An 18,904-nucleotide genomic window follows, 5' to 3' on the forward strand; every position below is an offset into this window, starting at 1 on the left:
GAATAAGGTCTTTACCAAAAAGGCCTCGGGATAGTAATAAATATTGAGTAAAAAGTGGAGACAATTTCAAATTCTAAAAATGATGAATCTCTTCGGGGAAGGGGCAAAACCATGTTTTATGAAAGTTCTCCCATAATTTTTGCCAATGCAAAAAAAATGAGAAATGAACCAACTCCGTCGGAGATAATTTTTTGGAGCTTACTTAAGCAACATTTTCCTGAGTTTAGATTTAGAAGGCAGCATCCTATATCAGATTATATTGCGGATTTTTATTGTCATAAATTAAGACTTGTAATAGAAATAGACGGAAGCGTGCATAACTCCCCGGAAGCAAAAAATAATGATAAAGTAAGAGATCAATACATGCAATCACTTAAGTTGAAAGTATTAAGATTTTCAAATGAAGAGGTTTGCAAACAAAGTGAAATAGCAATGAAAAAGCTTAAGCTCGAAATTGAATCAATCATAGTAACCGAAAATCCATAAATTCTCAACGATTGAGAAAAAAATACAACTTTGAATCCGAATAAACGTGTTCCCCTTCAGGGGCTAGGGGTAAAATATAAATCGATAAATCTTCCCTTCCTTTATCCTTTCACTATTTCAAAAGGAACCAAAACACATCAGCCATCTTTATTGGTAGAACTTGAATATTTTGGAATAAAAGGCTATGGTGAAGCACCGGCAATTCCTTATTACAATATTTCAGTTGATAAAATGATTGAAGATATTGAGAACAAACGCGGGCTTATTGAAAAATTTGCGTTTACCCATCCCGATAGATACTGGCACTATTTGCATCATCTCCTTCCGCAAGATCCATTTTTAGTTTGTGCTCTTGATATGGCCGGTTGGGATATTTATGGGAAGATGAATAAAAAGCAGCTTCACGATTTATGGAAATTGGACATTTCAAAAAATCCGCTGACGGATTATACAATCGGCATTGATAGTATTGAAAAAATGGTGATGAAGATGAATGAAAAACCATGGCCGGTTTATAAAATAAAACTCGGTACGGATAACGACGTACAAATAATAAGTGAATTAAGAAAACATACTTCATCTGTTTTTAGAATTGATGCAAATGCTGCGTGGAAGCAGGATGAAGCGTTAGAAAAAATAAAAGCGTTTAAAGATTTGAATGTTGAATTTGTTGAGCAACCGTTGGCTAAAGATGATTGGGAAGGAATGAAATTTTTGTTTGAGCACTCACCGCTACCGTTAATTGCAGATGAGAGTTGTGTATTCGAAAATGATGTTGAAAAATGTCACAATCATTTCCATGGTATCAATATTAAACTCACCAAGTGCAGCGGAATTACGCCCGCACTTCGCATGATTTCCAAAGCCCGTGAACTTGGCCTGAAAGTTATGGTCGGTAGCATGAATGAAAGCTCTGTCGGCACGGCAGCTATTGCTCAATTGCTTCCCCTCATCGATTATGTGGATATGGATGGGCCTCTGTTATTGGCGGAAGATGTGGGCAATGGAGTTGCATTTGATGAAGGAAAAATTCTTTATAGTAACTTCAGTGGTATTGGTGTCGCCATGGCGCCTTTTTGAACATATCGATTAGCGGTGGTACCTGTCCCCTTCCAGCAGGAGAAGGGGTTTGGGATGAGACTCCAAAACTTTTTTTGTTATAATAAAATTTCATCCTTTACTTTGTGCCCTCAATGGCAAAAAAAAATCACATACACCATCATCATTTTTTATCGAAAGGTAAGCTGTGTTGATTGGTATGTAATGAAACATATTTTCAAAAAAAGGCTTACTGCGAAGTGAGCCTTTTTTAATTTAAAAACTGGAATGATGCTAAAAATTGCAATACAAAAATCGGGACGCCTGTATGATCACTCTTTGCAACTTTTAAAAGAATGTGGTATCGAGATTAACAATGGGAACAGGCAACTGAAAGCCGTCGCTTTTAATTTCCCGGTTGAAATTTATTTTCTCCGCGATGATGATATCCCGCAGTATGTATATGACGGTGTTGCCGACGTGGGATTTGTTGGCGAGAATGTCGTCTATGAAAAAGACAAGGAAATTAAAGTTGTGAGCAAATTAGGTTTTGGCCGGTGTCGGTTAAGCATAGCCGTTACAAAAAATATGAACTATACAAGTGTAACTGATCTTCAAAATTTAAAAATTGCAACATCATATACCGTGCTTTTGCAAAAGTTTTTGAATGATAAAAAGGTCAATGCTGAAATTCATGAAATAAGCGGATCTGTTGAAATAGCTCCTGGTATTGGGCTTGCCGATGCTATTTGTGATTTGGTGAGCAGTGGAAGTACTTTGTTTACAAATGGATTAAAGGAAGTGGAAGTTATACTTCAATCTGAAGCAGTCCTGGTTGCCAATAAAAATTTATCTGCAGAGAACGAAGAAATTCTTTCCAAGTTATTGATGCGTATCAAGGCTGTAAAGGCATCAAGGAATAATAAATATATCATGTTGAATGCTCCTAATGACCAATTAGGCAATATAAGTGCTGTGTTGCCCGGTATGAAAAGTCCTACTATTGTTCCCCTTGCAGAAAGCGGCTGGAGCAGTGTGCAGAGTGTGGTTAATGAAAGCGACTTTTGGGACATTATTGAAAAATTAAAATCATTTGGTGCGGAAGGAATACTGGTAGTGCCCATAGAAAAGATGATACTTTAAAGAAAAAAAATGAACACATTAATTATAAACCCTTCTCCATTGCAATGGCCTGATTTAATTAAAAGGCCGGTTATTGATTCTAAGAACCTGGAGGAGACTGTAATATCAATTATAAATACCGTCAGGCAAAATGGAGATGATGCGGTAAAAAATTATTCTACCCAATTTCATGGTTTCGCCCCGGATAATCTTTGGGTGAGTAAGGATGAAATTAAAGAGGCTTCGAAATCTATAAGCAAAGAATTAAAAGAAGCCATTCTGCTCGCAAAAAAGAATATTGAAAAATTTCATGAAAGCCAGGTTGATAAAATTAAAAAAGTTATCACAACTAACGGTGTTACCTGCTGGCGAAAAAGCGTGCCCATCGAAAGTGTAGGGTTATATATTCCCGGAGGAAGCGCTCCTTTATTTTCTACGCTTTTAATGCTCGCGATACCTGCAAAAATTGCCCGGTGTAAGAACATACTAGTTACGACGCCGGTGCAGAGTGATGGAAAAGTAAACGATGCAATTTTATACATTGCTGATATTTTATCAATAAATAAAATTTATAAAAGTGGCGGAGCCCAGGCCATTGCTGCCTTAGCTTACGGAACTCAAACGGTTAAAAAAGTCGACAAGATTTTTGGACCGGGAAATCAATATGTGACCTGCGCAAAAAAATTAGTGAGTGTTGACGGCACCGCTATCGATATGCTTGCAGGGCCGAGTGAACTTGCTGTTTATGCAGATGAAACTTGTGTTCCCGACTACGTTGCCGCTGATCTGCTAAGCCAGGCTGAACATGGCGCCGACAGCCAGGTAATACTGGTAGCTACGAATAAGAAAATTATTGACGATGTGATCACTAAAATTCATGAGCAATTACCGCTACTGCCAAGAAAGGATATTGTAGAACAGAGTTTCCTAAACCGAAAATTTCTTGTCATAGAAAAGGAAGCTGAAGCGTTCGATTTTCTTAATGAATATGCACCGGAGCATTTGATAATAGCGTCGAAGAAAGCTGAAGAGCTTGCTGAATTTGTAACAAATGCGGGCAGCGTTTTTCTTGGCAACCTTTCTCCTGAAAGTGCCGGTGACTATGCTTCAGGTACCAATCACTCACTACCGACTAACGGTACGGCCAGGGCACAAGCCGGTGTATCAGTAGACAGTTTTGTGAAGAAAATTACATTTCAAAAAATTAATAAAAAAGGAATAAAAAATATTGGTGGCGCTATTGAGAGAATGGCTGAAGCTGAAGGGTTGCAGGCGCATAAAAATGCCGTTAGTATTCGTTTGAAAAAAATCAGTAATGAAAAAATTTGATCTTGATAGTCTTGTAAGGGAGAATATAAAAATCCTTCAACCATATTCCTCAGCCCGAACGGAATATTCAGGTAATGCCTCTATTTTTTTGGATGCTAACGAAAACAGTTACGGTTCACCGTTAGAGGAGAATTATAACCGATACCCGGATCCGTTACAGTGGAAATTGAAACAGGATCTTTCTAAGATAAAAGGAATTCCTCCTCAAAATATTTTTATTGGCAATGGCAGTGATGAAGTAATTGATCTTGCATTCCGCATTTTCTGTGAGCCCGGTAAGAGTAATGTTATTACCTGCCCGCCTACCTATGGCATGTATAAAGTCTGCGCTAATATTAATGATGTAAAGGTTAAGCAGGTGATCCTTACACAGGAATTTCAACTTGATGTTGACAGGATTTTAGAATCGATAGATAATAATACCAGGCTGCTTTTTTTATGTTCCCCCAATAACCCAACTGGCAATAATCTAAGCAGGATGGATATCGAATTGCTCATTAATAATTTCCCCGGCATTGTAATTATTGATGAGGCCTATATTAATTATTCAAAGCAAAAGACATTCCTGCAGGAACTAACGGAGTATGAAAATTTAATTGTGATGCAAACTTTATCGAAAGCATGGGGCCTCGCAGCCTTAAGGCTTGGGATAGCTTTTGCTTCAGAGAAAATAATAGATCTTTTTAATAAAGTAAAACCGCCCTATAATATTAATCTTGCGTCGCAACAATTAGGAGTTAAAGCTTTGTCGGGAATAGAACAAGTAAATGAAAATATTAAAATTACAGTTGCTGAAAGAGGTCTTTTAGAAGAACAATTGAGGCAATTCAGTTTTATTCAAAAAATTTATCCTTCAGATGCGAATTTTATTTTAATAAAAACAGATAATGCTGATGAGTTATATCACTACCTAACTGCAGAAAAAATTATCGTGCGAAACCGCAGTAAAGAACCATTGTGTGAGAATTGTATAAGGGTTACCGTGGGAACACCCGATGAAAATAAAATATTAATTGATACATTAAAAAGATACCGGAATGACTAAACGAATATTGTTTATTGATCGGGACGGAACACTGATAAAAGAGGCGCCGCCTACTTACCAGTTAGATGCTTTTGCCAAGCTCGAATTTTATCCTTTCGTGTTTGAATATCTTACCAAAATTGTTGAAGAGATGGATTTCGAGTTGGTGATGGTAACTAACCAGGATGGATTGGGCACACCGTCTTTTCCTGAAGAATCCTTTTGGCCAATTCAAAATTTTGTTGTTAGGACGTTAGAAAATGAAGGCATTATTTTTTCGGATATATGCATTGACAGAACATTTCCTTATGAGAACAAGCCTACACGAAAACCTGGTATTGGCATGTTGACGAAATATTTTGATGCCGATAAATACGATTTGAAAAATTCTTTTGTAATTGGCGACCGGCTAACGGATGTGAAACTGGCGGAAAATTTAGGATGTAAAGCTTTCTGGCTAAATAATCACGATGCATTGGGATCCGGAGAACTTAGCGAGAATGACAAGGAACTTGCTCATGTAATAGCAGTAGAAACGCAAAACTGGAAGGATATTTATGAATATTTAAAGTTGCCGCCGCGAAAGATTACGCACTCAAGAAATACGAATGAAACTAAGATTGAAATAGAACTTAATCTTGATGGAACAGGTAGTTCAAAAATCGAAACGGGGTTAGGATTTTTTAATCATATGTTAGATCAGCTCGCAAAGCATTCCGGGATAAACCTATCGGTAATGTGTAAAGGCGATTTACATATCGATGAGCACCATACCATAGAAGACGTTGCCATTGCATTGGGAGAATCATTTTTATTGGCGCTTGGCAATAAACGTGGAATTGAAAGATATGGATTTTTACTTCCGATGGATGATTGCCTGGCGCAGGTAGCTATTGACTTTGGTGGCAGAAGTTGGTTAGTTTGGGGAGCAGAATTTAAGCGGGAAAAGATAGGCGAAATGCCGACAGAAATGTTTTATCATTTCTTCAAATCCTTCAGCGACGCTGCAAAATGTAATTTGAATATAAAAGCTGAAGGCACCAACGAACATCATAAAATAGAATCTATTTTCAAAGCATTTGCCAAATCGATAAAAATAGCAGTTAGAAGAGATGTAAACAATAATTCGTTGCCCACAACAAAAGGTATATTATGAAAGTGGCCATTGTAAAATATAATGCGGGAAACGTACAAAGTGTGCTATATGCCTTACAACGGTTAGGCTTAAACGCAGTTGTAACGGACGATGCAGAAGAGATCAGGAGCGCCGATAAAGTAATTTTCCCCGGGGTAGGGCATGCAGGTTCAGCAATGGAATATTTGCGAAATAAAAATATGGATCATCTAATTCTGTCTTTAACACAACCCGTCTTGGGAATATGCCTTGGTCTGCAGTTGATGTGTAATGTAAGCGAAGAAGCCAACACCCAATGCCTTGGTATATTCGACGTAAATGTCAAAAAATTTGACAATATGGTTGCAAAGAACGGTGCATCGTTAAAAATTCCGCATATGGGGTGGAACACGATTTATAATCTGCAATCACCGTTGTTTACTGGTGTGAAGGAAAATGCATTTGTATATTTTGTGCACAGTTATTATGCGGAACTTTCTTCCCAAACTATTGCCACGGCTGATTATATAGTGCCTTTTGGTGCGGCTATGCATAAGGATAATTTTTACGGCGTTCAGTTTCACAGCGAAAAATCTGCTGATGTGGGAATACAGATTATTTCAAATTTTTTAAAATCAGCGTAGATGGAATTAATTCCGGCGATAGATATAATGGATGGAAAATGCGTACGGTTGTCAAAAGGCGATTTCACCAAGAAAACTATTTACGGTGACAATCCTTTGGAGATTGCGGAGGGCTTTGAAGCAGCGGGTATAAAGAGACTGCATATTGTTGATCTTGATGGTGCGAATGGAAAAAGCCTGGCTAATATTTCGGTACTCAAAAATATTGCCGGACATACGAATCTCACGATTGATTTTGGCGGCGGGTTAAAAACCACGGAAGCCATAAATGAGGTTTTTGATGCAGGGGCATCGATGGTAAGTTTAGGGAGTGTAATTATCAAATCTCCCCAACTATTTGCTAGGTGGATAGCTGCATTTGGCCCGCATAAATTTTTGCCGGGAGCGGATGTGTTGGAGAAGAAAATCAAGATTCACGGCTGGAAAGAAAACACAGGTGTTGACATTTTTGATTTTATCGAAAACCTGGTTCAATTAAATATTGACAAAATATTTTGCACCGACATTTCTAAAGATGGCATGATGCAGGGACCGTCAGTAGATTTGTATAAAGAAATAATGCAACAATTTCCATCGTTACAACTTATTGCCAGCGGCGGAATATCTTGTTATGAAGATTTGTTTACTTTACGGGATGCAGGCTGCAGTGGTGCTATAATTGGTAAGGCATTTTATGAAGGCAAAATTTCACTGGAACAAATTAAAGATTTTATAAAAAATAAGTGATGCTGGCAAAACGAATTATTCCATGTCTTGATATCGATAACGGCAGAACTGTTAAAGGAATCAATTTTGTCAATATCCAGGATGCAGGCGACCCGGCGGAACTCGCTATGTACTACTCACGGCAAGGGGCAGACGAATTGGTTTTTCTTGATATTACGGCTACTGTTGAAAAAAGAAAAACATTGGTGGAACTTGTAAAAAAGGTGGCTGCTCAAATTAATATTCCATTTACGGTTGGAGGCGGAATCACTTCAGTTGAAAATGCTTTTGAGCTATTGCAAAATGGAGCTGATAAGATTTCAGTGAATTCTGCAGCTTTTAGAAGCCCTGCTTTAATTAAAGAAATGGCTGATGAATTTGGCAGCCAATGCGTGGTATTGGCAATCGATACAAAAAAAGAAGCTAACGGCGAATGGTATGTATATTTAAATGGTGGACGGATTAAGACAGACCTTGCCGCCATTGATTGGGCAAAGCAGGCGGTTGATTTAGGAGCAGGCGAGATTCTTCTAACCTCGATGAACAATGATGGCACTAAGAATGGATTTGCTTCCGACATCACTTCATTATTTGCAAAAGAAATTCCGGTTCCTATTATTGCCTCAGGAGGTGCGGGTAATATGCAACATTTCGCAGACGTATTTAAAAACGATAATGCAGATGCTGCGCTTGCTGCCACGGTGTTTCATTATAAAGAAATTGAAATACCGGTGTTGAAACAATTTTTATCCGATAAAAAAATTAATGTAAGATTATGACCAGAAATTATGCAGACATGGTTAAGCGCCTTGATTTTTCGAAATCCCCGAATGGCATTATGCCGGTAGTAATCCAGGACGCTTCTACCAACGTGGTTTTAATGCTTGGCTACATGAACCAGGAAGCATTGCTCGAAACCATAGAATCGAAGTTGGTAACTTTCTTTAGCAGAAGCAAACAGCGTTTATGGGTAAAGGGCGAGACCAGCAAAAACTTTTTACATTTTGTTGATATGAAAACAGATTGTGATTTTGATACATTGCTTATAAAGGCCAAACCTGATGGCCCCGTTTGCCATACCGGCGCCGAAACCTGTTTTAATGAAGATAATGCCTCTGATGATTTTTTAAAGACACTTGAAAAAATTATTTTAGGAAGAAAAAAATATCCCGTTTCGGGATCATACACATCCACGTTATTTAAGAAAGGATTAAACTCTATTGCACAAAAAGTGGGAGAGGAAGCGGTAGAATTAGTTATTGAAGCAAAGGACAATCATAAAAAATTATTCCTTAACGAGGCAGCCGATTTAATGTTTCACTATCTTGTTTTGCTTCGCGAAAAAAATGTAGAACTGGATGAAGTTTTGGATATCCTGAAAGAAAGACATCAAAAATAAAATACCACGGTTGATCTATGCGCAAGATTTTTGTTGAAAAAATAACGAATTCCAATTCTACTGTGCGTTAACATTTCTCCCATTTTAGAATTTTATCAATAAATTACAACTGGTAATATTCTTACTGGTATTAATATAACGATTTGCTGTAACGGCAATTGATTCCGTTCATTGTAAAATTTAAATCATGGGAAAAAAAGATCATCCTATTTCACGTAAAACTGCATTAAAAAGATTAGGGGGATTAACGTTAGGATTACCTTTTGCTCAATCGGCAATCGGAAATATTTCTTTTGAAAATACGAAACAAATTAAACGATTATTGAGGAAAAATAATTTCAAAGGAAAACCTAATATACTTTGGATTACAACAGAGGGAGTACCCGTAAACGCTTTAGGTTGTTACGGAAGCCAGATAGCACCAACACCAAATATTGACAGGATTGCAAAAGGAGGTATGTTATTTAAGAATTCATTTTGCAATAATGCATTATGTGCGCCCAGCCGGGCAACATTACTAACCGGCAAATTTGATCATCTTAATGGGATGTTATCCAATTATGATTTTGCTTCTAATGGTGAACCCGCCAGCACATTTGATCCTAAGCAGGAAAATGTTGCACGCATATTAAAAGACAATGGTTATAATACTGCTATCGTTGGCAAGTGGCATCTGCCTGCAAATCCCGGTGAAGTGGGTTTCGATAATTTTATTTATAAAGAAGGCGCCGGCGGGCCCTATTATAAATCTACAGGCTATAAGCAAAACGCTTCATTTGGAAGCACTAAAATTGAGGATAAAACTTACGAAGGTTATGGCACTGATATTTTCACGAGTATGGCTATCAACTGGATGAAAGATTTTAAGAGTATGGGAAAGCCCTTCTTTATGGCAATGCAGTTTTTTAATGATCACCGCCCATTTGATCCACCACACAAATACGAACACATTTATGATGATCACCGTTTTGCCGAACCCGGAACATTTTGGGATGATTACAAAACACGTTCTTCAGCGGCAAAAATTGCTCACATGTCTGTAGAAGATATGCCTGATTTCAATGCGCCCGAAGACTTGTCACCAAGGCAACGTAAGCAATGGAATTACCAGACTTATATGCGTCATTTTTTTGGAACGTTGAAATCGCAGGATGATAATGTTGGATTGATACTTGACTTTCTTGATAAGGCCGGGTTGGCCGATAACACCATAGTTGTCTTCACCGGTGATCACGGTTTTTTCTTAGGCGATCATGGATGGTTTGACAAAAGATTTATGTATGAACAGGCATTGAGGGTTCCCTGGATGATCCGTTATCCCGGGGTTATAAAACCGGGCAGTACAACCGACTCATGGGTTCAAAGTATTGATAATGCGCCCACGATACTTGATATGGCGGGCATTTCAGTTCCGGATGATATGCAGGGAAAAAGCCTTGTGCCGATTTTTCAAAACAATACTCCGGGAGATTGGAAGAAATCTATGTACTATCATTATTATGAGTTCCAGGCGCCACATTGGGTACTTCCTCATTATGGTGTTAGAACAGAAAGATATAAATTGATGAGCTTTTATACCATCAACGAATGGGAGATGTATGATTTAGAAAAAGATCCGGACGAGATGGATAATCTTATAGATGAACAATTAGGTTACAAAGTAAGACCAGGATATGAAGATCAATTGAAAGATTTATTGCAGCAACTAACGGAGTTAAAGAAATATTATAAAGATGATACGGGATTGCCCGTCAATTTCAGGGCTAAAAATGCATTTAATTAATTTCCGACGAAGGCACAAAGAACACAAAGAGAAAACTCCGTGATCTTTGTGCCTTTGTGGGATACTCTTCAACGTTAGTTAAATAAAAATTCCAATGCTGATAAAAAATGGAAAAAGAAAACATCAAATCCTGCTGCGCTGCATCGAGAGATAAATCTTCAACAAATATTGAACAGGTAATTGTTGGAAATTCCAATGATGTTTCTCTTGACAATATGATCAAGTTGCCGGGAGGAAAATTTTTGATGGGTACAAATGATAAGGATGGTTTTTCTTCGGATGGGGAAGGTCCCGTTAGGGAAATTACTTTAGATCCTTTTTATATTGATGCAACCACTGTTACCAATAGTCAATTTTCTGAATTTATTAATGCAACCGGTTATATAACGGAGGCAGAACGTTATGGATGGTCATTTGTTTTCTTTGGATTGCTTTCGGAAGAAGTTAAGCGTACTGATTACCAGGTTGCAGCGCAAACGCCGTGGTGGTGTGCAATTCAAGGCGCAACATGGAATCAAGCCGAAGGGACGGGTTCTGATATAAATGTAAGAATGGATCACCCTGTAGTGCATGTTTCATGGAATGATGCGATGGCTTATTGTAATTGGGCGAATAAAAGATTGCCGACAGAAGCAGAGTGGGAGTATGCAGCAAGAGGAGGATTGATTCAAAAAAAATTCCCATGGGGTGATGAATTGATGCAGGACAGTGAGCATCATTGTAATATCTGGCAAGGCACTTTTCCGGATTATAATAGTGTAGAAGATGGTTATCTCGGTACGGCACCTGCTAAAAGTTTTAAGCCAAATAATTTTGGTTTATATAATATGGCTGGTAATATTTGGGAATGGTGTAGTGATTGGTTTAGCAGCGATTTTCATCAATCAGGCCCACGAATAAATCCTAAAGGGCCACCACATGGTGAAGGTAAAGTAATGCGAGGTGGTTCTTTTCTATGTCATCATTCGTACTGCAATCGCTATAGAGTTGCAGCGCGGTCGTCAAACACGATTGATAGTTCAACTTCCAATATAGGCTTTCGTTGCGTTAAAAATGCCTGATTTAGTTATTAATGGCGTTTACTCAAATACGTTATATTACCATATTCTTACTCTCAACGAATCGGGCACGTACATTTTATCCCCAGGCTTAATGCCAAAAGCTGTATAGAATTCATTAATATTTACAAATGGTCCGTTGACCCTGTATTTTGCCGGGGCATGTTCATCTGTCATCAATTGCGTTTTCAGGCTTTCATCTCTGTCTTCAAATAGCCAGCTTAAAGAGTATCCCAGGAAGAATCGTTGCATGGGGGAGAGGCCGGCAATTGTGTCATTTTTTTTATAAGCATCCGTTTTTTTAAATGCCGTAATTCCTATTTCCAAACCGCCGAGGTCAGCAATGTTTTCGCCCTGTGTATTGTTCCCATTAATGTGGGTGCCGGGTAGGGGTTCGAACTCGTTAAACTGCTTAATAATTACAGCGGCCCTTTTTGCAAATTCAATAGAATCATTTTTTGTCCACCAGTTGTGAAGATTCCCTTTTTCATCATACAACTTACCCTGGTCATCGAATCCGTGGGTTATTTCGTGTCCAATATAAGATGCACCGACATATCCCCACATTGCGGCGTCGTCCAGTTCGGCATCATCATAACCCGGAACGATAAACGCAGCAGCGGGAAAAACGATTTCGTTGTTAGCGTCGCTGTAGTAAGCGTTGTAAGTTTGTGGATACATGTCCCACTCATCTCTATCCACCGGCTTTCCTAACTTATTCATTTCGTAATTATGCCACCATTTTCCGGCGTTGATTAGATTTTGTACATAACTGTCTTTACTTATTTCCATTCCTGAAAAATCTTTCCACTTATCCGGGAACCCAATTTTCTTTTTGATAGCAGCAAGTTTTATAAGAGCCTTTTGTTTGGTACTGTCACTCATCCAGGTGAGGTTTTGTATCCTTTCTTTAAAAGCCTCTCTTATTCCTTCTGCCATTTTTATATAACGTTGTTTAGCAGAATCATTGAAGTATTGTTTAACATACAACTGCCCGAGCAATTCTCCCATTACGCCTTCTTCGCTGCTGATCGCTCTTTTCCACCTCGGCTTACGCTGCTGCACGCCACTTAATAATTTATTGAAATTGAAATCTTCAATACCAAATTCATCAGGCAATGCGCCGGCATATTGATCAATTACATTATATTTTAAATATGCCTTTAAAGTAGCAAGAGGCGTCGACTTTAATGTAACGTCAAGTGACCGGAAAAATTCAGGCTGACCAACAATTACTGAATCAATTTTTTTTACCCCTACCGAAACGAGAAATTTGTTCCAATCAACAGCCGGGTATTTTCGCGACAGATCACTAATGGCTACTTTATTATAATTCTTATTTGGATCTCTAAGGTCCTCAAGCTTGCGGGAAGCGCCGGCCAATTTTGTTTCAAATATTATTATAGAAGCGGCATCTTTAGTCGCTTCTATGGAGTTCGTTCCTGCCAGTTCCAGGTCTTTAGCGATATGTTTCACATATTCGTTCCTGATATTTACTGTTGAGGAATCTGTCTTAAAATAATAGTCCCTGTCGGGAAGTCCCAGTCCGCCTTGAGCCAATTTGAAGCTTTCAACATCACTGTTTTTATCATCCCTCGAAACATAATCTTTAAAAACGGTTTCAATTCCAATGTTATTTAAATCTTCAACAACATTTATGAAAGTGCTGAGGTTTGTAACATCATTGATCTTATCAAACCATGGTTGCAGCTTTGCAGTCCCTTCTTTTTCTATTGCCGTGCTGTCCATTGCGGCTTTCCAAAAGTCGCCGATCATTTGTGAAGCGCTTCCCTTTTCGCCGGGATTTTTTGCGACAGAATCGCTGATATTCCTTAGCCTTTCCTGATTTTCTTCGTTTACGACATAAGCAATTCCCCATCCTCTCTCATCGGCAGGAATTGGATTTCTCTTGATCCAGCCGCCATTAGCATATTCAAAAAAATCTTCTGCGGGTTTTACAAGCGTATCGAGGTTCGAAGCGAGCACATCAGGTTTTGTTACAACCGTCTCTTTTTTATTATTACATGAAAAAATGGCAAAATATACTACAGTAAAAAGGAAGATCTTTCTGAGCATTTAAATAAGTTTAATTATAAAAGTAAAACAGTAACGAACGGCAAAAAATAAATTTCTATGGATGGCAATTAAGCCTGGAACAAAACAGTCAAAAATGATTATCTAATGGCAGACAAGTTATGCGAAATTCATTGATTTAATTACCTTTCGGTATTTACTTAAATATGACACCTGAACGATACAAACGCCTCACCACCGTTCTTAGCCATCGCCAACCCGATCTTACGGTCGTTTTGGAGAATGTATTTGATCCCCATAACATTTCTGCGGTTATGCGCACCTGTGATGCTGTGGGAATCCAGGATGTATTTATTTTAAATAACCGCATTCCTCCTCACAAGAAATGGGGTTACAGGAGTTCTTCAACAGCGGCAGAATGGCTGACCATCCACCAGTTTACCGAAGCGGAAGAATGTTTTGAAGAAATTCGAAAACGATATAATAAAATTTATACAACTCATTTAAGTGACGGGGCGGCTGACTTGTATTCTCTCAATCTTACCGAATCGGTGGCGCTTGTTTTTGGCAACGAGACATTCGGTGTTAGTGAAGACATACGCCGATTTTCTGATGGTGACTTTATTATCCCGCAAGTGGGCATTATTAAATCGCTGAATATTTCCGTAGCGTGTGCAGTCACCTTGTACGAGGCGTTCAGGCAGAAAAATGCCAGCGGCCATTATTTATATTCCCGCTTGCCCCAAACTCAGTTAGATGCGATCAATGCTGCCTGGGGAATCAAATAGGCCTTCCCATTCTTAAGCTTCAAATTTCAATATTGGGCCCTCGTTATGAAATTTTGGCTGATTCTTTGCCTTAAGTTCTGCCATGGTTTGTTTCGAATATGACAACAAAACTGATTAAAGGCTTTGGTATGATTATTCGTGTACATTTGCATCCCAACAAAAAAAAATCAATAAAATTTTACTATTATGGCAAAAGACAATTTTGAACTCTTTGATGACAGAGTTCTTGTTAAACCCAACGCAGCTGAAACAAAAACTGCTGGTGGTATTATAATCCCCGATACAGCAAAAGAAAAACCCCAGAAGGGTACTGTTGTTGCTGTTGGCAAAGGAAAATATGCTGAGCAAACAGGTCAGTTGATTCCCCTGCACATTAAAGCCGGCGATACAGTAATGTATGGCAAATACGGTGGAACAGAAATTACGATTGATGGAGCTGACTATTTAATTATGAGAGCTTCTGATATTTTAATGAAAGTGAAGTAAACCCATTTTTTAAACTTTAATCATTAATAAAATGTCAAAACAAATATTTTTTGAAATTGAAGCCCGCAATAAAATGAAGAAGGGCGTAGATACTTTGGCGAATGCCGTCAAAGTAACTCTTGGTCCTAAAGGCCGTAACGTTGTTATTGAAAAGAAATTCGGTGCACCGGTTGTAACCAAAGATGGTGTAACGGTTGCCAAAGAAATTGAACTGGAAGATCCCATTGAAAACATGGGAGCTCAAATGGTAAAAGAAGTTGCTTCCAAAACTGCTGATATTGCAGGCGATGGCACTACTACAGCTACAGTTCTTGCACAATCGATCATCAGTGAAGGTTTGAAGAATGTTGCCGCAGGCGCTAATCCAATGGATTTGAAGCGTGGTATCGACAAAGCTGTTATAGCTGTTGTTGCTCATTTGAAAAAACAATCAGTAGCCGTTGGCGATAACATTAGCAAAATTGAGCAGGTAGCATCTATTTCTGCCAACAATGACGAATCAATTGGTAAATTGATCGCACAGGCTATGACACAAGTTGGTAAAGAAGGCGTTATCACTGTTGAAGAAGCTAAAGGTACTGACACAACTGTTGAAGTTGTTGAAGGTATGCAATTCGACAGGGGATATGTTTCTCCCTATTTTGTAACCAACAGCGAAAAAATGGAAGCTGAATTACAAAATCCTTACATCCTGATTTATGATAAGAAGGTATCTACTATGAAAGATATCCTTCATATTCTTGAAAAAGTGGCACAGGCTGGTCGCCCGCTTTTAATAATTTCTGAAGACCTCGAAGGTGAAGCTTTGGCAACATTGGTTGTAAATAAATTACGTGGTACTTTGAAAGTAGCCGCTGTAAAAGCTCCCGGCTTTGGCGATCGCAGAAAAGAAATGTTACAGGATTTGGCAGTTCTTACAAAAGGAATTGTAATAAGCGAAGAACAAGGTTACAAACTGGAAAATGCTGACCTGACTTATCTTGGTGAAGCAACTTCAGTTACTATCGATAAAGACAACACAACTATCGTTGGCGGTAAAGGTGCCAAGAAAGATATCCAGGCACGTGTTAACCAGATCAAAGCACAGATTGAAACAACAACATCTGACTACGACAAAGAAAAATTACAGGAACGTCTTGCTAAATTAAGCGGTGGTGTTGCTGTATTATATGTTGGCGCAGCTACAGAAGTTGAAATGAAGGAAAAGAAAGATCGTGTTGATGATGCACTTCATGCAACAAGAGCTGCTGTTGAAGAAGGTATTGTACCAGGCGGTGGTGTTGCTTACATTCGTGCTATTGAGAGCCTTAACAAGCTTACAGGTGAAAATGAAGATGAAACTACCGGTATCCAGATTGTGAAACGGGCTGTTGAAGAACCTCTTCGCCAGATCGTTATAAACAGTGGAATTGAAGGCAGCATCGTTGTACAAAAGATTAAAGAAGGCAAAGGTGATTTTGGTTTCAATGCACGTACGGAAGTTTACGAAAAACTTTTGGCAGCAGGCGTAATTGATCCTACAAAAGTTACCCGTATTGCATTAGAAAATGCAGCGTCAATTGCAGGCATGTTATTAACTACCGAATGTGTAATTTCTGACAAACCTGAAAAAGACAAACCAGCAATGCCTCCAATGGGCGGCGGTGGAATGGGTGACATGGGATATTAATTCTATGTACGATGTACAATGTTTGATGTACAATGTAAAAAATACAATCCCTTTGCAGCAATGCAAAGGGATTTTTATTTGGGGCTATCATCGTTGATATCTTTAATCAGCTTTTGATCGGGCTGTTCGCTGCAAGTCCGGCACAAAGCCAGGCTACAAAACCGTCACCAGGCTTTTCGCTACCATCCCGCAGCCAATCAGCAATAAGTCTTTAGTGAGCAATAGAGATTAAACGGTAAAATCTATCAACTAATTAATCCGGAATCAATATTTGGTTTAATAGCGTATTGTTTAGGTAAATTGAATGAGGTAAATTATTGCTAAATGATTGTTGAAGACGTTGGGTTTGTATATTAGCAGAATATTCTTTTTTCGGAGAAAATAAACACTAATAAATTGCCGCCAGATTCACTTTATATTAATTTAAAAGGAAAAGCGCTAAACACATTCGATGCCATTGTTATAGGTAGCGGAATCAGCGGCGGTTGGGCCGCAAAGGAGTTATGCGAGCAAGGCTTAAAAACGTTGTTGCTGGAACGTGGAAGAAATGTGGTTCATTTGAAAGATTACCCAACGGCAACAAAAGGTCCGTGGGAATTTTCTCATCGATTAAAAATGCCTTTAAGCATCACAAAAGAAAATCCGGTTGTTAGCAGATGCTATGCCTTTAGTGAGGCCACGCAGCAGTTCTTTGTAAAAGATACAGAACATCCCTACATACAGGAAAAGCCATTCGATTGGATACGGGGTTACCAGGTGGGCGGCAAGAGTTTGCTGTGGGCAAGGCAAACACAACGGTGGAGCAAGTATGACTTTGAAGGCCCTGCCCGTGATGGTTTTGCAACGGACTGGCCTATACGTTATGATGATTTGGCTCCGTGGTATGCGTATGTTGAAAAATTTGCCGGCATTAGTGGCAACCTCGACGGAATAGACACGTTACCCGACGGTGAATTTCTGCCACCGTGGGAAATGAATTGCGTTGAGAAAGATATCAGTGCCAAGATAATGGCAAACTATAAAGACCGTTTCGTTGTGCAGGGCCGATGCGCTCATTTAACACAACCAAAAGAAATTCATATTCAGCAGAACCGCAACCAATGCCAGGCAAGGAGTAAGTGTGAGAGGGGATGCCCATTTGGCGGTTATTTCAGTTCTAATTCATCCACCATTCCGTGGGCGCTGAAAACAGGTAATTTATCTTTAAGGCCCGATACTGTTGTCCATTCAATTATATATGATGATGCGAAAGGGAAAGCAATTGGCGTGAATGTAATGGATGCCATCACAAAAGAAACCACTCAATTTTTTGCAAAGATCATTTTCGTAAATGCGGCCTGCCTGAATACTAATTTACTTTTACTCAATTCAACTTCTCATCGCTTTCCCAACGGCTTTGGAAACGACAATGGGTTATTGGGAAAATACATTGCCTTTCAAAACTACCGGGGAACTGTAAACGCTGGATACGATGGACCCCCGGATAAATATTACTATGGGCGAAGACCTACGCAGCCCATGATGCCTAATTTTAGAAATGTTCATAAACAGGAAACTGATTTTCTTCGTGGTTACATGGTATTTTTTGGGGCAGGCAGGGGATACGGTTATGCAGATGGATTGGGTGAAGCTTTTAAAGATGCGTTGTCTGAAGCCGGCGGCTGGTATGTAAGCGTGATGATGCAGGGAGAAACGATTCCTAAAGAATCCAATCATGTAAGATTAAGTGCCGATAAGAAAGATGCATGGGATATGCCGCAATTGATTACTTCTGTTGATTACGACGATAATGATGTGAAAAGTATGAATGATTTCTTTAGCGTTGCTACAGAGATGTTTGAAAAAGCCGGTTGTAAGAATATTCGGCAAAATGATAGCAATCAAGCGCCCGGTCTTGATATTCATGAAATGGGCGGCTGCAGAATGGGGAAGGATCCTAAAACTTCGTTACTCGATAAATGGAATGCGTTTCATAACTGCAACAACGTGTTTGTAACAGACGGCGCTTGCATGACGTCAACCAGTACGCAAAATCCTTCACTCACCTTTATGGCGTTAACCGCAAGAGCTGCTAATCATGCTGCAGATGAATTAAAGAAGGGAAATATTTAGATGCGGTATCATTGCATCGCAACTAATTATTGGTTTGCAATTGCAGTGAACAAATGGGAAGCTATTCATATTTATAAGATCATCCGTTTCTTTATTAATTATTATTTTTAAAA

Annotated in this window: 17 protein-coding genes; 16 read left to right on the forward strand and 1 reads right to left on the reverse strand. The window is 38.9% G+C overall.

Annotated features, from left to right (window positions below):
* Positions 1 to 54 precede the first annotated feature (54 nt).
* From ACO1O5_RS04700 to ACO1O5_RS04755, 12 genes are all read left to right on the forward strand, one after another.
* Positions 55 to 486, forward strand: coding sequence for an endonuclease domain-containing protein (locus tag ACO1O5_RS04700; RefSeq protein WP_486268685.1), 432 nt, complete (start codon positions 55 to 57; stop codon positions 484 to 486).
* 30 nt (positions 487 to 516) lie between these two features.
* The gene (locus tag ACO1O5_RS04705; RefSeq protein WP_486268686.1) at positions 517 to 1,566 is read left to right on the forward strand and encodes a dipeptide epimerase; all 1,050 of its coding nucleotides are present in this window, start codon (positions 517 to 519) and stop codon (positions 1,564 to 1,566) included.
* Positions 1,567 to 1,812: 246 nt separating this feature from the next.
* Positions 1,813 to 2,667 carry an ATP phosphoribosyltransferase gene (gene hisG, locus ACO1O5_RS04710; RefSeq protein WP_486268687.1) on the forward strand — a complete coding sequence of 285 codons (855 nt, stop codon included), beginning with the start codon at positions 1,813 to 1,815 and terminating at the stop codon, positions 2,665 to 2,667.
* A 9-nt stretch (positions 2,668 to 2,676) separates the two neighbouring features.
* Positions 2,677 to 3,975 carry a histidinol dehydrogenase gene (gene hisD, locus ACO1O5_RS04715; protein ID WP_486268688.1) on the forward strand — a complete coding sequence of 433 codons (1,299 nt, stop codon included), beginning with the start codon at positions 2,677 to 2,679 and terminating at the stop codon, positions 3,973 to 3,975.
* Positions 3,962 to 5,020, forward strand: a complete 1,059-nt coding sequence (gene hisC, locus ACO1O5_RS04720) for a histidinol-phosphate transaminase (RefSeq protein ID WP_486268689.1) — start codon at positions 3,962 to 3,964, stop codon at positions 5,018 to 5,020. The genes hisD and hisC overlap by 14 nt, the downstream gene beginning before the upstream one ends.
* The gene (gene hisB / locus ACO1O5_RS04725; protein ID WP_486268690.1) at positions 5,013 to 6,155 is read left to right on the forward strand and encodes a bifunctional histidinol-phosphatase/imidazoleglycerol-phosphate dehydratase HisB; all 1,143 of its coding nucleotides are present in this window, start codon (positions 5,013 to 5,015) and stop codon (positions 6,153 to 6,155) included. The genes hisC and hisB overlap by 8 nt, the downstream gene beginning before the upstream one ends.
* Positions 6,152 to 6,757: an imidazole glycerol phosphate synthase subunit HisH gene (gene hisH, locus ACO1O5_RS04730; protein ID WP_486268691.1), complete on the forward strand. Its 606-nt coding sequence runs from the start codon at positions 6,152 to 6,154 to the stop codon at positions 6,755 to 6,757. Before hisB ends, hisH begins: the two co-directional genes overlap by 4 nt.
* Positions 6,758 to 7,483, forward strand: coding sequence for a 1-(5-phosphoribosyl)-5-[(5-phosphoribosylamino)methylideneamino]imidazole-4-carboxamide isomerase (gene hisA / locus ACO1O5_RS04735; protein ID WP_486268692.1), 726 nt, complete (start codon positions 6,758 to 6,760; stop codon positions 7,481 to 7,483). It begins immediately after the preceding gene.
* Positions 7,483 to 8,241 carry an imidazole glycerol phosphate synthase subunit HisF gene (hisF, locus tag ACO1O5_RS04740; protein WP_486268693.1) on the forward strand — a complete coding sequence of 253 codons (759 nt, stop codon included), beginning with the start codon at positions 7,483 to 7,485 and terminating at the stop codon, positions 8,239 to 8,241. The genes hisA and hisF overlap by 1 nt, the downstream gene beginning before the upstream one ends.
* The gene (gene hisIE / locus ACO1O5_RS04745; protein WP_486268694.1) at positions 8,238 to 8,861 is read left to right on the forward strand and encodes a bifunctional phosphoribosyl-AMP cyclohydrolase/phosphoribosyl-ATP diphosphatase HisIE; all 624 of its coding nucleotides are present in this window, start codon (positions 8,238 to 8,240) and stop codon (positions 8,859 to 8,861) included. The genes hisF and hisIE overlap by 4 nt, the downstream gene beginning before the upstream one ends.
* A 187-nt stretch (positions 8,862 to 9,048) precedes the next feature.
* Entirely contained in the window at positions 9,049 to 10,644 is a 1,596-nt protein-coding gene (locus ACO1O5_RS04750) for a sulfatase family protein (RefSeq protein WP_486268695.1), read from the forward strand.
* Positions 10,645 to 10,751: 107 nt separating this feature from the next.
* On the forward strand, positions 10,752 to 11,705 hold the full coding sequence (locus tag ACO1O5_RS04755; protein WP_486268696.1) for a formylglycine-generating enzyme family protein: 954 nt from the start codon (positions 10,752 to 10,754) through the stop codon (positions 11,703 to 11,705).
* Between the two features lie 36 nt (positions 11,706 to 11,741).
* Here ACO1O5_RS04755 and ACO1O5_RS04760 read toward each other — a convergent pair whose 3' ends face one another.
* The gene (locus ACO1O5_RS04760) at positions 11,742 to 13,778 is read right to left on the reverse strand and encodes a M13 family metallopeptidase (protein ID WP_486268697.1); all 2,037 of its coding nucleotides are present in this window, start codon (positions 13,776 to 13,778) and stop codon (positions 11,742 to 11,744) included.
* 164 nt (positions 13,779 to 13,942) lie between these two features.
* Between ACO1O5_RS04760 and ACO1O5_RS04765 the strand changes: the two genes are divergently transcribed.
* The 4 genes from ACO1O5_RS04765 to ACO1O5_RS04780 all read left to right on the forward strand — a co-directional run bounded on the left by ACO1O5_RS04765 (position 13,943) and on the right by ACO1O5_RS04780 (position 18,791).
* A complete protein-coding gene (locus ACO1O5_RS04765) occupies positions 13,943 to 14,524 on the forward strand; it encodes a TrmH family RNA methyltransferase (RefSeq protein WP_486268698.1) in 582 nt (193 codons plus the stop codon).
* A 186-nt stretch (positions 14,525 to 14,710) separates the two neighbouring features.
* On the forward strand, positions 14,711 to 15,010 hold the full coding sequence (locus ACO1O5_RS04770; protein ID WP_150412537.1) for a co-chaperone GroES: 300 nt from the start codon (positions 14,711 to 14,713) through the stop codon (positions 15,008 to 15,010).
* A 31-nt stretch (positions 15,011 to 15,041) separates the two neighbouring features.
* Positions 15,042 to 16,679: a chaperonin GroEL gene (groL, locus tag ACO1O5_RS04775; RefSeq protein ID WP_486268699.1), complete on the forward strand. Its 1,638-nt coding sequence runs from the start codon at positions 15,042 to 15,044 to the stop codon at positions 16,677 to 16,679.
* A gap of 396 nt (positions 16,680 to 17,075) precedes the next feature.
* Complete coding sequence (locus ACO1O5_RS04780) at positions 17,076 to 18,791, forward strand: GMC oxidoreductase (protein ID WP_486268700.1); 1,716 nt, start codon at positions 17,076 to 17,078, stop codon at positions 18,789 to 18,791.
* Positions 18,792 to 18,904: the final 113 nt, after the last annotated feature.

It is taken from the genome of Ginsengibacter sp. (assembly GCF_057362405.1).

What these genes read in the sequence shown, in the direction of transcription:
- hisG (WP_486268687.1), top strand. Translation starts at nt 1,813, where the DNA reads ATGATGCTAAAAATTGCAATACAAAAATCGGGACGCCTGTATGATCAC.
- hisD (WP_486268688.1), top strand. Translation starts at nt 2,677, where the DNA reads ATGAACACATTAATTATAAACCCTTCTCCATTGCAATGGCCTGATTTA.
- hisC (WP_486268689.1), top strand. Translation starts at nt 3,962, where the DNA reads ATGAAAAAATTTGATCTTGATAGTCTTGTAAGGGAGAATATAAAAATC.
- hisB (WP_486268690.1), top strand. Translation starts at nt 5,013, where the DNA reads ATGACTAAACGAATATTGTTTATTGATCGGGACGGAACACTGATAAAA.
- hisH (WP_486268691.1), top strand. Translation starts at nt 6,152, where the DNA reads ATGAAAGTGGCCATTGTAAAATATAATGCGGGAAACGTACAAAGTGTG.
- hisA (WP_486268692.1), top strand. Translation starts at nt 6,758, where the DNA reads ATGGAATTAATTCCGGCGATAGATATAATGGATGGAAAATGCGTACGG.
- hisF (WP_486268693.1), top strand. Translation starts at nt 7,483, where the DNA reads ATGCTGGCAAAACGAATTATTCCATGTCTTGATATCGATAACGGCAGA.
- hisIE (WP_486268694.1), top strand. Translation starts at nt 8,238, where the DNA reads ATGACCAGAAATTATGCAGACATGGTTAAGCGCCTTGATTTTTCGAAA.
- ACO1O5_RS04750 (WP_486268695.1), top strand. Translation starts at nt 9,049, where the DNA reads ATGGGAAAAAAAGATCATCCTATTTCACGTAAAACTGCATTAAAAAGA.
- ACO1O5_RS04755 (WP_486268696.1), top strand. Translation starts at nt 10,752, where the DNA reads ATGGAAAAAGAAAACATCAAATCCTGCTGCGCTGCATCGAGAGATAAA.
- ACO1O5_RS04760 (WP_486268697.1), bottom strand. Translation starts at nt 13,778, where the DNA reads ATGCTCAGAAAGATCTTCCTTTTTACTGTAGTATATTTTGCCATTTTT.
- ACO1O5_RS04765 (WP_486268698.1), top strand. Translation starts at nt 13,943, where the DNA reads ATGACACCTGAACGATACAAACGCCTCACCACCGTTCTTAGCCATCGC.
- ACO1O5_RS04770 (WP_150412537.1), top strand. Translation starts at nt 14,711, where the DNA reads ATGGCAAAAGACAATTTTGAACTCTTTGATGACAGAGTTCTTGTTAAA.
- groL (WP_486268699.1), top strand. Translation starts at nt 15,042, where the DNA reads ATGTCAAAACAAATATTTTTTGAAATTGAAGCCCGCAATAAAATGAAG.